General features: G+C 72.5%; 12 protein-coding genes. 10 read left to right on the forward strand and 2 right to left on the reverse strand.

The genetic code is table 11. The features are described 5' to 3' along the window. Positions 1–150: 150 nt before the first annotated feature. The 8 genes from ACZ6Z8_RS32250 (at position 151) to ACZ6Z8_RS32285 (ending at position 9,537) form a co-directional block, all read left to right on the forward strand. The gene (locus ACZ6Z8_RS32250) at positions 151–1,341 is read left to right on the forward strand and encodes an ROK family transcriptional regulator (protein WP_465613578.1); all 1,191 of its coding nucleotides are present in this window, start codon (positions 151–153) and stop codon (positions 1,339–1,341) included. Between the two features lie 150 nt (positions 1,342–1,491). Further along, positions 1,492–2,811, forward strand: coding sequence for an ABC transporter substrate-binding protein (locus ACZ6Z8_RS32255; protein ID WP_465613655.1), 1,320 nt, complete (start codon positions 1,492–1,494; stop codon positions 2,809–2,811). A 24-nt stretch (positions 2,812–2,835) separates the two neighbouring features. Continuing rightward, positions 2,836–3,840 carry a carbohydrate ABC transporter permease gene (locus ACZ6Z8_RS32260; RefSeq protein WP_465613579.1) on the forward strand — a complete coding sequence of 335 codons (1,005 nt, stop codon included), beginning with the start codon at positions 2,836–2,838 and terminating at the stop codon, positions 3,838–3,840. A gap of 23 nt (positions 3,841–3,863) precedes the next feature. Further along, entirely contained in the window at positions 3,864–4,763 is a 900-nt protein-coding gene (locus ACZ6Z8_RS32265) for a carbohydrate ABC transporter permease (RefSeq protein WP_465613580.1), read from the forward strand. Continuing rightward, positions 4,763–6,076, forward strand: coding sequence for a 6-phospho-beta-glucosidase (locus tag ACZ6Z8_RS32270; RefSeq protein ID WP_465613581.1), 1,314 nt, complete (start codon positions 4,763–4,765; stop codon positions 6,074–6,076). The genes ACZ6Z8_RS32265 and ACZ6Z8_RS32270 overlap by 1 nt, the downstream gene beginning before the upstream one ends. A gap of 107 nt (positions 6,077–6,183) precedes the next feature. After that, complete coding sequence (locus ACZ6Z8_RS32275) at positions 6,184–7,203, forward strand: N-acetylglucosamine kinase (protein ID WP_465613582.1); 1,020 nt, start codon at positions 6,184–6,186, stop codon at positions 7,201–7,203. 127 nt (positions 7,204–7,330) lie between these two features. Continuing rightward, entirely contained in the window at positions 7,331–8,032 is a 702-nt protein-coding gene (locus tag ACZ6Z8_RS32280; protein WP_465613583.1) for a hypothetical protein, read from the forward strand. A 395-nt stretch (positions 8,033–8,427) separates the two neighbouring features. Beyond that, positions 8,428–9,537: a hypothetical protein gene (locus ACZ6Z8_RS32285; RefSeq protein ID WP_465613584.1), complete on the forward strand. Its 1,110-nt coding sequence runs from the start codon at positions 8,428–8,430 to the stop codon at positions 9,535–9,537. 158 nt (positions 9,538–9,695) lie between these two features. On the opposite strand, the gene ACZ6Z8_RS32290 is transcribed toward ACZ6Z8_RS32285, so the two are convergent. Both ACZ6Z8_RS32290 and ACZ6Z8_RS32295 read right to left on the reverse strand, forming a co-directional pair. After that, complete coding sequence (locus tag ACZ6Z8_RS32290; protein ID WP_465613585.1) at positions 9,696–10,352, reverse strand: response regulator; 657 nt, start codon at positions 10,350–10,352, stop codon at positions 9,696–9,698. After that, positions 10,349–11,557 (reverse strand): sensor histidine kinase, encoded by a 1,209-nt coding sequence (locus ACZ6Z8_RS32295; protein WP_465613586.1) that lies wholly within the window; start codon positions 11,555–11,557, stop codon positions 10,349–10,351. The genes ACZ6Z8_RS32290 and ACZ6Z8_RS32295 overlap by 4 nt, the downstream gene beginning before the upstream one ends. A 134-nt stretch (positions 11,558–11,691) precedes the next feature. On the opposite strand from ACZ6Z8_RS32295, the gene ACZ6Z8_RS32300 reads away from it, so the two are divergent. Together ACZ6Z8_RS32300 and ACZ6Z8_RS32305 are read left to right on the forward strand one after the other, a co-directional pair. After that, on the forward strand, positions 11,692–12,603 hold the full coding sequence (locus ACZ6Z8_RS32300) for an ABC transporter ATP-binding protein (RefSeq protein ID WP_465613587.1): 912 nt from the start codon (positions 11,692–11,694) through the stop codon (positions 12,601–12,603). After that, positions 12,600–13,460 (forward strand): ABC transporter permease, encoded by an 861-nt coding sequence (locus ACZ6Z8_RS32305; RefSeq protein WP_465613588.1) that lies wholly within the window; start codon positions 12,600–12,602, stop codon positions 13,458–13,460. The genes ACZ6Z8_RS32300 and ACZ6Z8_RS32305 overlap by 4 nt, the downstream gene beginning before the upstream one ends. Positions 13,461–13,465 lie beyond the last annotated feature (5 nt).

Here is a 13,465-nt window from a genome sequence, read left to right on the forward strand (position 1 = left end):
GCGGCGCCCGGGTGGGCGGTAACGCTTCGGCATCCGGGGGTTCGGGGGCCATTGACACCCCGGTGAGGCGGACCGTACGGTCCTGTGCCAAGCGACTGGAAAGTTTCCTAACAGTTCACGTCGATCGGTGGGAAGGGGAGGATTCCGGGCATGACCAAGAGCACCGCCAAGACCCCCCTCGCCGGCACCCCCAGCCTGTTGCGCGCCATCAACGACCGCGCCGCCCTCGAACTGCTGCTGGAGAACGGGCCGCTGTCCCGCACCCAGATCGGGGCGCTGACCGGGCTGTCCAAGCCGACCGCCTCGCAGTTGCTGTCCCGGCTGGAGGCGGCCGGGCTGGTCCTGCCGGTCGGGACGACCGAGGGCGGCCCTGGCCCCAACGCGCAGCTGTACCAGGTGAATCCGGCCGCGGGGTACGTCGCCGGACTGGACGTCACCAACAGCGGGATCAGAGTCGCCGTCGCCGACATCACCGGCAGCACGCTGGCCGAGCACAGCGTGTCCACCAGGGGCGTCCCGGCCGCCGGGACGGTGCCGCGGGTGGCCGCGGCCGTCGGCGAGGCGGTGCGGGCGGCCGGGGTGCCGGCGGGGGGTCTGCGGACGGTCGCGATCGGGGTCGGCGGCGCGCCGGACCCGGTCACCGGGAAGCTGCACTACGCCTCCCACCTGCCCGGCTGGCACTCGCCCCGGCTGGTGGCCGAGCTGACCGAGGCGATCGGCGCACCGGTGTCGATCGAGAACGACGTGAACCTGGCCGCGGTCGCCGAGCAGGTCTCCGGCGCGGCGGCCGGCTTCGAGGACTTCGTCCTGCTCTGGGCCGGCGCCGGCGTCGGCGCCGCGATCGTGCTGGCCGGGCGGCTGCACCGCGGCTTCACCGGCGGCGCCGGCGAGGTCGGCTACATGCCGGTGCCCGGTTCACCGGTCGAGTGGGACGCCCGCCGCCGCAAGTTCGGCGGCTTCCAGGCCCAGGTCGGCGCACCCGCCGTCCGGGCCCTGGCGCGCGAGCACGGGCTCGGCGCGCCCACCGCGGAGGAGTCGATCGCCAAGGCCCTGGAGACCCCGGGCGCCGGTGACGCGTTCCTCACCGAACTGGCCGGACGGCTCGCCGTCGGGCTGTCCGTGATCGTCGCCGTGGTCGACCCCCAGCTGGTGGTCCTCTCCGGCGCGGTGCCGAGCGCCGGCGGCGAGCGGCTGCGCGCGCTCGTCGAGGACGAACTGGCCCGGATCTGCCTCGCCCGTCCGGAGATCCGCAGCAGTGCCCTGCCCGGCTCGCCCGTCCTGCTCGGCGCCCTGCAGCGCGCCCTGACGGACGCCCGTGAGGCGGTCTTCTCCACCCACTGACTACCCACCCGCCGAACCACCCCCTCCGACGCCCCTGCACCCACCTCTCCCCGATCCCCTACGCGGGCCCCGAGGCGATGACGCCTGCCCGCGCACCCCCAGGAGGACCTCGAAGTGCACGCCACCACCTCCCGCAGAGGCCGCCGCACGATGGCCGCCGTCGCGGGCAGCGCCGTCCTGGCCCTGTTCGCCTCCGCCTGCACCGGTTCCAGCGAGTCGGGCGGCAACGACGACTCCGCCGGCGGCAAGGACGTCACCATCACCTTCTGGCACGGCTGGAGCCAGGACAGCGAGGTGAAGGCGATCAACGACACCATCGCCGCCTTCGAGAAGGCCCATCCCAACATCCACGTCAAGCCGGTGGGCAACGTCGCGGACGACAAGGTCAACCAGGCCCTGCGGGCCGGCGGCGACGACGCGCCGGACGTGGTGTCCTCCTTCACCACCAACAACGTCGGCATGTTCTGCTCGACCAAGGCCTTCATCGACCTCAAGCCGCTGTTGCAGAAGAGCGGCATCGACGCGGCCAGGACCTTCCCGGCCGCGATGCTCAACTACACGCAGTTCCAGGGCAACCAGTGCTCGCTGCCGCTGCTCGGCGACGCCTACGGGCTGTACTACAACAAGAAGGCCTTCGCCGCGGCCGGCATCGGTGCCCCGCCGAAGACCTTCAGCGAGTTCGCCGACGACGCCAGGAAGCTCACCGTCGCCGACGGCGACTCGTACCAGCAGCTCGGGTTCATGCCGCTCTACCACGGCTACGAGTCCACCACCGAGCACTTCCTCGGCCAGTACGGCGCCACCTACTTCGGTGCCGACGGCAAGTCGAACATCGCCTCCGACCCCAGGGTCGCGGCGATGCTCAGCTGGCAGAAGGGCCTGGTCGACCAGCTCGGCGGCTACGCCAAGCTGGACAAGTACCGCGCCACCTTCGGCGAGGAGTTCAGCGCCAAGAACCCGTTCCAGACCGGCCAGGTCGCGATGGCCATCGACGGCGAGTGGCGCACCGCCTCGCTCGCCGAGAACAAGCCCGACTTCGACTGGGCCACCGCGCCGTTCCCCGTCCCGGACGACCAGGCCGCCACCTACGGCCGCGGCTACCAGACCGGCACCATCGTCGGCATCGCCGGCACCAGCAGGAAGCAGGCCGCGGCCTGGGAGTTCGTCAAGTTCCTGACCACCGACACCGACGCGGTGGTCGGCTTCGCCAACGCGATCCACAACGTGCCCAGCACCTTCGACGCGCTCAACTCGCCGAAGCTGGTCGGCGACGCCAACTTCAAGACCTTCCTGGACGTCGCCAAGAACCCCGACTCGGGCACCACACCCGCGAGCGTCAACGGCGGCGGCTACATCGTCTCGCTGCAGAACCTCGGCTACGACATCGAGTCCGGCAAGCAGCCGGACGTCCGGGCGGGCCTCGCCGCCACGGCCAAGCAGATCGACACCGACATCGCCCAGGCGAAGTAGCGGGAACGGTCCACGGAGCTCCCCATGTCACTCGCGTTCGGCACCCGCAAGGGCGCTGGGACCGGGGCGACCGACCCGGCGGCGCGGTCCACGCAGCACCTGCTGCGCCGGAAGCGCCGCCGGGAGGCGGCCCGCACCCTCGCCTTCCTGTCCCCCTGGCTGATCGGGTTCGGCGTCTTCTTCGTCTACCCGCTGGTCTCCACCGTCTACTTCTCCTTCACCCAGTACAACGGCTTCGGCAACCCGACCTTCAACGGCCTGAAGAACTGGAACTACGTCCTCGACGAGCTGCCGACCTTCTGGCAGGGCCTGCGGAACACCGTGTGGCTGGTCGTGATCATGGTCAGCCTGCGGGTCGCCTTCGGCCTGGGCATCGGGCTGCTCATCACCAAGGTCAGGACCGGCGCGGGCTTCTTCCGCACCGCCTTCTACCTGCCCTACCTGGCCCCGCCGGTGGCCGCCACGGTGGCCTTCGCCTTCCTGCTCAACCCCGGCACCGGCCCGCTCAACCACCTGCTCGGCGAGCTCGGCCTGCCGCAGCCCGGCTGGTTCGCCGACCCGGACTGGTCCAAGCCCGCGCTCACCCTGCTCGCCATGTGGGGCGTCGGCGACCTGATGGTCATCTTCATGGCCTCGCTGCTCGACGTCCCCAAGGAGCAGTACGAGGCGGCCGAACTGGACGGCGCCGGCCCGTTCCAGCGGTTCCGGTACGTCACGCTGCCGAACATCTCGCCGATCATCATGTTCGCGGTGGTCACCGGGGTCATCCAGACCATGCAGTACTACACCCAGGCGATCGTCGCCGGGAAGGTCGCCAGCGGCATCGCGGGCAACTCCGGCCAGCCGTTCGAGCCCGGCTTCCCCCAGGGCTCCACCTGGACCCTGCCGCAGATGGTCTACAACCTCGGCTTCCAGCGCTTCAACTACGGCGCGGCCTGCGTCGTCGCCCTGGTGCTGTTCGCCCTGTCGATGGCCGTCACCTCGATCCTGCTCCGCCGCAGGTCCGGCTTCATGGCGAGCGACGACTAGCGGACGGATGTGAGGACCCTCCCATGACTCTCAGCTCCACACTGACCGAGGCGCCGGCCCGCGCCGCCACCGGCACCGCCGCCGCCCGGGCCGCCCGGCGCCGGGCGCTGCTCAACTGGGTGGCCGTGCACTCGCTGGCCGTCGCCGCCGCGCTGTTCTTCCTGCTGCCCTTCGTCTTCGTCTTCCTCACCTCGGTGATGAACGACCAACAGGCGCTCACCACCGACTACTGGCCCACTTCCTGGAACTGGGGCAACTACGGCAAGGTCTGGGACACCCCCGGCTTCCTCACCTGGTGGCGCAACACCCTGGTGTACGCCGGCGCCGGCACCCTGCTCACCGTCGTCTCCAGCCTGCCCGTCGCCTACGCGCTCGCCAAGTTCCGCTTCCGCGGCCGCAACCTGGCGCTGATGGCGGTGATCGCGATGATGATGCTGCCCCCGCAGGTCACCGTGATCCCGATGTACCTGTTCTGGGCCAAGCAGATGGGCCTGGGCGGCTCACTCTGGCCGCTGATCATCCCGATGGCCTTCGGCGACGCGTTCTCGATCTTCCTGCTGCGCCAGTTCCTGATGACCATCCCGAAGGAGTACATCGAGGCCGCCCGGATCGACGGCTGCGGCGACCTGCGCACCCTGCTGCGGGTCGTCCTGCCGATGGCCAAGCCGGCCATCGCCGCCGTCGCCCTGTTCCAGTTCTTCTACTGCTGGAACGACTACTTCGGCCCGCAGATCTACGCCAGCAACAACCACGAGGCCTGGACGCTCAGTTACGGCCTGGAGTCGTTCAAGGCCGCCCACCACACCAACTGGAACCTCACCATGGCCGCCACCCTGCTGGTGATGGCCCCGGTGATCGTCCTGTTCTTCTTCGCTCAGAAGGCCTTCATCGAAGGCGTGACACTGACAGGGGTCAAGGGCTGATGGCCGCCACACTCACGTCCGGCAGGACCGCGCTCAAGCTGGCCGTCGTCGGCGGCGGTTCGACGTACACCCCCGAACTGATCGACGGCTTCGCCCGGCTGCGCGACACCCTGCCGATCGGCGAACTGGTGCTGATCGACCCGGCCGCCGAGCGGCTGGAGCTGATCGGCGGGCTCGCCCGGCGGATCTTCGCCAGGCAGGGGCACCCCGCCACCGTCTCGGTGACCACCGACCTGACGGCGGGCGTCGCGGACGCCGACGCCGTACTGCTCCAACTGCGGGTCGGCGGACAGGCCGCGCGCAACCAGGACGAGACCTGGCCGCTGGAGTGCGGCTGCGTCGGCCAGGAGACCACCGGCGCGGGCGGGCTCGCCAAGGCGCTGCGCACCGTGCCGGTCGTCCTCGACATCGCCGAGCGGGTCCGCCGGACCAACCCGGACGCCTGGATCGTCGACTTCACCAACCCGGTCGGCATCGTCACCCGCGCCCTGCTGAGCGCCGGGCACAAGGCGGTCGGGCTGTGCAACGTCGCGATCGGCTTCCAGCGCAGGTTCGCCGCCCACCTGGGGGTGGACCCCGAGCTGGTCCGGCTGGACCACGTCGGGCTCAACCACCTCACCTGGGAGCGCGGGGTGACCCTGCTGGACGCGCCGGGCGCCGTGAGCGGCCGGGAGGTGCTCCCGGAACTGCTGCGGGACTTCGGCAAGGAGATCGCCGACGACCTGCACCTGCCGCAGGCCTTCGTCCAGCGGCTCGGCGTGGTGCCCTCGTACTACCTGCGGTACTTCTACCAGCACGACGCCGTGGTCGAGGAACTCCGGGCCCAGGGCTCGCGGGCCGCGCAGGTCGCCGAGATCGAGCGGCAGCTGCTGGAGCTGTACGCCGACCCCGCGCTGGACACCAAGCCCGAGCTGCTCGGCAAGCGCGGCGGCGCCTTCTACTCGGAGGCCGCCGTCCAGCTGATCTCGGCGCTGCTGGGCACCGGCGGCGGGACGTCCGTCCAGGTGGTCAACACCCGCAACGACGGGGTGCTGCCCTTCCTGCCCGACGACGCCGTCATCGAGGTCCCGGCCGAGGTGGACGCCGACGGTGTCCGGCCGCTGCCGCAGCGGCCGGTCGAGCCGCTGTTCGCCGGACTGGTCGCCGCCGTCACCGCGTACGAGCACCTCGCGCTCGACGCCGCCCTGCACGGCGGACGCGACCGGGTCTTCGACGCCCTGCTCGCCCACCCGCTGGTCGGCCAGATCGAGCTCGCCGACCAGCTCACGGACCGGCTGCTCGCCCACAACCGCGAGCACCTCGCCTGGGCCTGAACGCCCCCAGCGCCCGGCCCGCCGCGACGGCGGGCCGGGCACCGCGAGGAGACCGACCACCCCGGCCGGGGCTCCACGGCCGGGCCACGTACGAGCCCGGGGACCAGATGACCCACCAGCCCGAACCGCTCCTGTCCGGCGTCCTCGCCATCGACGCGGGCAACTCCAAGACCGACGTCGCCCTGATCGGCGCCGACGGCACCGTCCTCGGCACCGCCCGCGGCGGCGGCTTCGCCCCCCAGAAGGTCGGCGGGGCCGCGGCCGTGGCCGGCCTCGCCCCCCTGGTCGAGCAGGCCGCCGCGGCCGCCGGTCTGGCCGGCACCGCCGGAGTGCTCACCAGCCACGTCAGCGCCTGCCTGGCCAACGCCGACCTGCCGATCGAGGAGGAGGCGCTGCGCACCGCCCTCGAATCGCACCCCTGGGGCCTCAGCAACACCGTCGTCAACGACACCTTCGGCCTGCTGCGGGCCGGCACCGACGGCCCGCGCGGGGTCGCGGTGGTCTGCGGTGCCGGGATCAACTGCGTCGGACTGCTGCCGGACGGGCGCACCGCCCGCTTCCCGGCGCTCGGCGAACTCACCGGCGACTGGGGCGGCGGCTCCGGACTCGCCGTCAACAGCATGTGGCACGCCGTCCGCGCCGAGGACGGGCGGGGCGGGCCCACCGCGCTGGCCCGGGCCATCGCCGAACACTTCGGCCTGCCCAGTGCCGGGGCGGTCGCCGAGGCCGTCCACCTCGGGCACCTGCCGGCCGCGCGGCTGCACGAGATCGTCCGGCTGCTGTTCGCGGTCGCGGTCGAGGGGGACGCCGTCGCCCTGGAGCTGATCGACCGGCAGGCCGACGAGATCGTCCGGCTCGCCGTGGTCGCGCTCGGACGGCTGGAACTGCTGGACTCGCCGACCCCGGTGGTGCTCGGCGGCGGGGTGCTCGCCTCCCGCCAGCCGCTGCTGCTGGACAACCTGACGGCCCGTCTGGCGCGGGCCGCGCCGCTGGCCGAGCCGCGGGTGGTCGTCGCGCCGCCGGTGCTGGGCGCGGCGCTGCTCGGGCTCGACCACCTGGGCGCGGACGGGGCGGCGCAGGCGCGGGTGCGCGAGGTGTACGAGGCGCAGCGGACGGTCGCGGCCTGACCGTTCGCCCTGCCCGAGACCTCCCGCCCCCGCCGGATCCGCACATCCGGCGGGGGCGGGAACCTTTCGGCACGCCCGGCGTGCACCCCGGTGCCGACCGCCACCGCCGCCCGGGGAGACTTGTGCCATGGCCGTGCCCCGCATCCTCCTCGCCGCAGCCGCGTTGACCGTGACCGCCCTGGCCGGCCTCACCGGCTGCACCCCCGCCGAGTCCCGCCCGACGGTGGCCGCCGCGTCCTCCGCCGCGGCCCTCGCCGACGACGGCGCGGACGAACCGCTGGACGACGAGATCGACTTCGGCGACGACCTCGGTGACGACGGCGCCTACACCGCGGGGCCGGTCGCGGCCCCCGCGGACCCCGGTGCCCCTGCCGACCCCGGTGCCTCCGCGGATCCTGCCGACCCCGCCGACCCCGCCGACCCCGCCGACCCCGGCGCCTCCACCGACCCTGGCGCCTCCGCGCCGGAGTGCACGGCGCCCGCGGCCGTCCCCGGCCACCAGGTGATGATCGTGGTCGCCGCCGGTCCGGCCGAACTCACCGCCCAGCCCGCCCGCTTCAGCTGCACGCCGCCCCGCTACGGGGCCACCGGCAGCCCCGTGCACTACGGCTTCGCCGCGTCCGGCGTCACCGCGACGCTGGTCGACCGCTCGAACGGGGAGGCGGCGAAGCCCGTCCAGCTGGACGAACTGGTCACCCACCTCAACGACTGCCTCGCCGACCGCGACCCGGCCGACCCGTACGGCTGCCACGGCAACGCCTACGACGTGGTCCTGGACCCGCACGGCCGGATCGTGCGGATCGCCGAGGTCGGAGTGCCGACACCGTAGGGCACTCGGCCGGGGGTGGGAAGGGGGCCGGGGTGGGCGGTTCGTGCAGGTAGTGGGGAGGGGCAATACGGTGTAAAAGCCCCCTTCAACTGTTGAGATTCGCCGTCGCTACGCGCATCAACGCGGCGTCAGCTGGGGGCTTTTGACTTTCGATACCTTTTTCGGGGACGCGCTTGGGGCTGGTCTTACTCTCGGCGCCGTTGACCCGGTTTCGGCGGCGGTGCTTTGCTTCCGGCCGTCGGCAGTGAACCGGTCCCCCATCCCCGCTTCACCGGTCGTTCATGACGAACGGTCGGTGGCAACCGGCTTGCCCGCCGTCGCCCCTCCCCCTTTGTCCCCCACGGTGTCGCCGCGCCCTACCGGTGTGCGGTCGGCATGAGAGAGGAACCCTCACGATGGGCATGTCCCCCACCTCCCGCCGGGCGCGAGTCCGGGCCCTGACCGGGCTCAGCGCGCTGGCGCTGGCCGCCACCGGCTTCGCCGCCGCCCCGGCCGCCCAGGCCGACCAGCCGGGCAGCGAGTTCGCCGGACAGAGCCACCCGTACCGGCACGGCACCGTCCCCACCAAGGAGGCGGCCGAGCACGCCAACGCCAACTCGGCCGCCGCGACGCGCACTTCGAACCTGCACTACGGCGGCGGGGTCGACGGCATCGGCGTCACCACCGGTGCGCCGAAGGTGTACGTGATCTTCTGGGGCTCCCAGTGGGGCACCGCGGGCACCGATGCCAACGGCTACACCACGCTGACCGGTGACCCGTCGGGTGAGGCCGTCCGCGCCCAGCAGCTGTTCAAGGGCCTCGGCACCAACAACGAGACCTGGTCCGGCGTCATGACCCAGTACTGCGAGGGCGTCGCCAAGGGCGCCACCACCTGCGCGTCCACCGCCGCGCACGTCGGCTACCCGACCGGCGGCGCGCTGGCCGGCGTCTGGGTCGACAACTCCGCCGCCGCCCCCGGCCAGGCCACCGGCAACCAGATCGCCAACGAGGCGATCAAGGCCGCCGGGCACTTCGGCAACACCACCTCCGCGTCCAACCGCAACGTGCAGTACGTCGTGCTCTCGCCGACCGGCACCCACCCGGACGGCTTCAACACCTCCACCGGCAACTTCTGCGCCTGGCACGACTGGAACGGCGACACCACGCTGAGCGGCGGCGCGGCCACCTCGCCGTACGGTGACGTGGCGTTCAGCAACGACCCGTACGTGACGGACATGGGCACCTCCTGCGGCCAGAACTACGTCAACAGCGGCACCGCGGGCCTGCTCGACGGCGTGACCATGGTGTTCGGCCACGAGTACGCGGAGACCGTCACCGACCAGAACCCGGCCGGCGGCTGGACCGACTCGACCGGCTACGAGAACGCCGACAAGTGCGCGTGGAAGGGCGTCGGCGGCACCGGCGGCTCGCAGAACGTCGCGTTCGCGACCGGGTCGTTCGCGATGCAGGGCACCTGGTCGAACGCGGTCAGCGGCTGCCAGATCTCGCACGCGATCGTCCCCTGACCAGGGCCCCCGGGCAGCGTGGGGCGGCTCGGGGACCGGATGATCCGGCGGATCCGAACGGCCTGAGGGGTCACGTGTCCTGAGGATCCGGACCGGAGAAGCGCCGGGGTGGGCTGTGTGGGCCCACCCCGGCGCTTCGCGCTGTCCACCGCACGTCGCTACGAGGGCGCGACGAGGCCGAACTCGTAGGCATGGATGACCAGGTGGACCCGGTCGCGGGCGCCCAGCTTGGTGAACAGCCGGGCGACGTGCGCCTTGGCGGTGGCCACGCTGATGGTGAGCTCCTCGGCGATCTCCGTGTTGGACAGGCCGCGGCCGACCAGGGTGAGCACCTCGCGCTCGCGCTCGGTGATGCCCTCGGCGGACTTCCGGGGCCGGGCGGAGGCGTCCGGCCGGGCGGCGAACTCGCCGATCAGACGGCGGGTGATGCCGGGCGCGAGCAGCGCGTCGCCGGCGGCGACCACCCGGACGCCGTCCAGGATGGTCTCCAGGGCGAGGTCCTTGACCAGGAAGCCGCTCGCCCCGGCGCGCAGCGCGCCGTACACGTAGTCGTCGTCGTCGAAGGTGGTGAGGACGAGCACATGGGTGGGCAGCTCGGGGTCGGCGAGGATCCGGCGGGTCGCCTCGATGCCGTCCGTGCCGGGCATCCGGATGTCCATCACGGCGACGTCCGGGCGCAGCCGGGTGACCAGCTCGACGGCCTCGGCGCCGTTGCCGGCCTCCCCGACCACCTCCAGGTCGGGGGCGTCGGCCATGAGCACTCGCAGACCGGTGCGGATGAGCGGCTGGTCGTCGACCAGGACGACGCGGATCACGGTCCCACCTCCGGGGCGGCTGTTGCGGACGCTTCGGTCCGAGCGGGAATCGGCAGACGGGCGGCGACCCGGAAGCCACCCCCGGGGCGGGGGCCGGCGCTGAACTCGCCGTGGAGCAGGGCGACCCGCTCGCGCATACCGGCCAGGCCGTAGCCGGTGCCGGTGGAGTGGGCCGGCGCGCCCGCGCCCAGGTCGACGACGGTGACGGCGAGTTGCTCCGCGCCGTAGTCGACCGTGACGTGGCAGTCGCGGGTGCCGGAGTGCTTGACCACGTTGGTGACCGCCTCCTGGACGATCCGGAAGGCGGCGAGGTCCACCTCGGGCGGCAGGGCACGGGCTTCGCCGCCGCGGGTGAGAGCGACCCGCACCCCGGCGCCCGCGGCCTTCTCCACCAGGCGGTCCAACTCACCGAGTCCCGGGGCGACTTCGAACGGGGCGGGCTCGCCCTCGCCCTGCCGCAGCGCGCCCAGCACCCGGCGCAGCCCGGCCAGGGTCTCCCGGCTGGTGGCCTCGATGGCCTCCAGCGCCTTGCGGGTCTCGGCGGGCTGGGTGTCCATGACCCGGCTGCCCATGCCCGCCTGGATCGCGATGATGCCGATGTTGTGGGCCACCATGTCGTGCAACTCCCGGGCGATGCGCAGCCGTTCGGCGGTCACGACCTGCTCGGCGGCACGGCCGCGCAGGGCCTCGGTGTGGGAGCGGCTCTGGCGGACGGTGTTGCCGATCAGCCAGGCGATCAGCACGGTCGCGGCGAGGCCCCCGTAGGCGTAGGGGTTCACGGGGTAGCCGTTGACCGCGCCCCAGACGGACAGCCCGGCGAGCAGGGCCAGCGGCATCGCCGTCGCGGTCGTCGACACCGGGCGCGACCGGGTGGCCACGCAGTAGGCGACCACCGTCTCGGCGATCAGGAACTGCACCGGAGCCGTCTCCGGGACGCCCCACATCCCGAGCGCGTAGACGCCGCCCGCCAGCGCCACCGCGACGGCCGCCAGCGGCAACCGGACCAGCAGGAAGGCCACCAGGGTGGTGACCACGGCCGTGACCACCAGGGGCATGTCCTCCACGTTGCCGTGGTACTCGAAGAGGAGGCGCATCTCGTCGACCCGGGTGAAGAACCGGAACACCACGACGGCCGTCCAGAACGCCCCCACCCACACGCCCGCGGGCAGGCGCCTGAGCAGGGGCGGGCGGGGTTCGATGATCATGACGCGATGGTAGCGGCGGGCCGGGCGGCGGCACATTGGCCCGCGGGCGTAATCCCGGGGGCGGGGGCGGCCGCTCCCGGTTGTGTCCCGCCGCCCGATGCCCGGGCACGCCCCTGACCGGCACCGTTGTCCCCGTGATCGAGATCGAGCGACTGACCAAGCGGTACGGCGCCACCACGGCCGTCGACCAGTTGACCTTCACCGTCCGGCCGGGCACCGTCACCGGCTTCCTCGGCCCCAACGGAGCGGGCAAGTCCACCACGCTGCGGATGGTCCTGGGCCTCAACACGCCCACCGAGGGCACCGTCACCGTCGACGGCGTGCCCTTCGCCGGCCGGCCGCGCGGACTGCGGCACGTCGGCGCCCTGCTGGACGCGGGCGACGTCCACGGCGGGCGCAGCGCCAGGGCGCACCTGTCGGCGCTCGCCCGCAGCAACCGGATCCCGCTCGGGCGGGTCGACGAGGTGCTGGCCGAGGTCGGGCTCGGCAAGGCCGCCGGGCGGCGGATCGGCGGCTACTCGCTGGGCATGAAGCAGCGGCTCGGCATCGCCGGCGCCCTGCTCGGAGATCCGCCCGTGCTGCTCTTCGACGAGCCGCTCAACGGGCTGGACCCGGAGGGCGTGCTGTGGGTGCGCGGGCTGTTCCGCCGGCTCGCGGACGAGGGGCGGACGGTCTTCGTCTCCAGTCACATGATGGCCGAGATGGAGCACACCGCCGACCGGCTGGTGGTGATCGGCCGCGGCCGGCTGATCGCCGAGGAGAGCCTCGCCGAGTTCTCGGCCCGCCACGCGGATTCCAGCGTGACGGTGCGGACGCCGCAACTCTCCCTGCTGGCCGACGCCCTGCGCACCGAGGGCGCCGAAGTCGGCCAGGTGGAGCCGCAGTTCGCGGTGGTCACCGGAATGCCCGCCGAGCGGATCGGTGAACTCGCCCGGTGCCACGGCGTGGTACTGCACGAGCTCGCCTCCCGGACGTCGTCCCTGGAGTCGGCGTTCATGTCCCTGACCGCCGACAGCGTCGAGTACCTGGCTGGAGAGGCCCGATGAGCACCATGACCCTGACCCGTACGGAGAGCGCCCGCGCCACCGAGCCGGCCCCCCGGTTCACCGACCTGCTCGCCGCCGAGTGGATCAAACTGCGCTCGCTGCGGTCGACGTACTGGGTGCTGGCACTGGCCTCGCTGGTGGCGATCGGGATCAACCTGAACGCCGTCCACTCCGACCTGACGTACATCGACCACCCGCCGCGGCCGGTACCCGGCCTCCCCCCGTACCGCTACGACGCGCTCTACCACAGCCTCAGCAGCATCGCCTGCTACGTGATGGCGATCGCGGCCGGCAGCCTGGGCGCGATCACCGTGTTCGGCGAGTACACCAGCGGCATGATCCGCACCACCTTCGCCGCCGTGCCCGACCGGCGCGGGGTGATCGCCGCCAAGGTGCTGCTGATCGGCGGGATCACCGCGCTGGCCGGGGCGGTGGTGTCCACGGTGTCCTTCTTCGCCTGCAACGCCATGCTGGCCTCCCGGCACGTCGGGCTCTCCATCACCCAGGGGGTCAGCCTCCGGGCCGTCATCGCCTATGCGGCGATCGTGCCGGTCTGCGCGCTGATCGGAATGGCCCTGGGCGCACTGCTGCGGCACGCCACCGCCTCGATCGTCTCGCTGGTGATGCTGCTCTTCATCCTGCCGCTGATGTTCGGCGGGGACCGCTACCGGTGGCTCAACGAGATCGGCAGCCACCTGCCGATGGCCACCGTCAACCGGCTCACCTACAACCCCGACTCCAACTCCACGATCAGCAAGTGGGCGCCGAGCGTGCTGGACTCGTGGATCACCATGGGTGCGTGGGCGGTCGTCTCGGTGGCGGTGACGGTGGTCGTGGTACGGCGGCGGGACGTCTGAGGTGT

Source organism: Kitasatospora sp. NPDC101108, from assembly GCF_055584725.1.

What these genes read in the sequence shown, in the direction of transcription:
- ACZ6Z8_RS32250 (WP_465613578.1), top strand. Translation starts at nt 151, where the DNA reads ATGACCAAGAGCACCGCCAAGACCCCCCTCGCCGGCACCCCCAGCCTG.
- ACZ6Z8_RS32255 (WP_465613655.1), top strand. Translation starts at nt 1,492, where the DNA reads ATGGCCGCCGTCGCGGGCAGCGCCGTCCTGGCCCTGTTCGCCTCCGCC.
- ACZ6Z8_RS32260 (WP_465613579.1), top strand. Translation starts at nt 2,836, where the DNA reads ATGTCACTCGCGTTCGGCACCCGCAAGGGCGCTGGGACCGGGGCGACC.
- ACZ6Z8_RS32265 (WP_465613580.1), top strand. Translation starts at nt 3,864, where the DNA reads ATGACTCTCAGCTCCACACTGACCGAGGCGCCGGCCCGCGCCGCCACC.
- ACZ6Z8_RS32270 (WP_465613581.1), top strand. Translation starts at nt 4,763, where the DNA reads ATGGCCGCCACACTCACGTCCGGCAGGACCGCGCTCAAGCTGGCCGTC.
- ACZ6Z8_RS32275 (WP_465613582.1), top strand. Translation starts at nt 6,184, where the DNA reads ATGACCCACCAGCCCGAACCGCTCCTGTCCGGCGTCCTCGCCATCGAC.
- ACZ6Z8_RS32280 (WP_465613583.1), top strand. Translation starts at nt 7,331, where the DNA reads ATGGCCGTGCCCCGCATCCTCCTCGCCGCAGCCGCGTTGACCGTGACC.
- ACZ6Z8_RS32285 (WP_465613584.1), top strand. Translation starts at nt 8,428, where the DNA reads ATGGGCATGTCCCCCACCTCCCGCCGGGCGCGAGTCCGGGCCCTGACC.
- ACZ6Z8_RS32295 (WP_465613586.1), bottom strand. Translation starts at nt 11,557, where the DNA reads ATGATCATCGAACCCCGCCCGCCCCTGCTCAGGCGCCTGCCCGCGGGC.
- ACZ6Z8_RS32305 (WP_465613588.1), top strand. Translation starts at nt 12,600, where the DNA reads ATGAGCACCATGACCCTGACCCGTACGGAGAGCGCCCGCGCCACCGAG.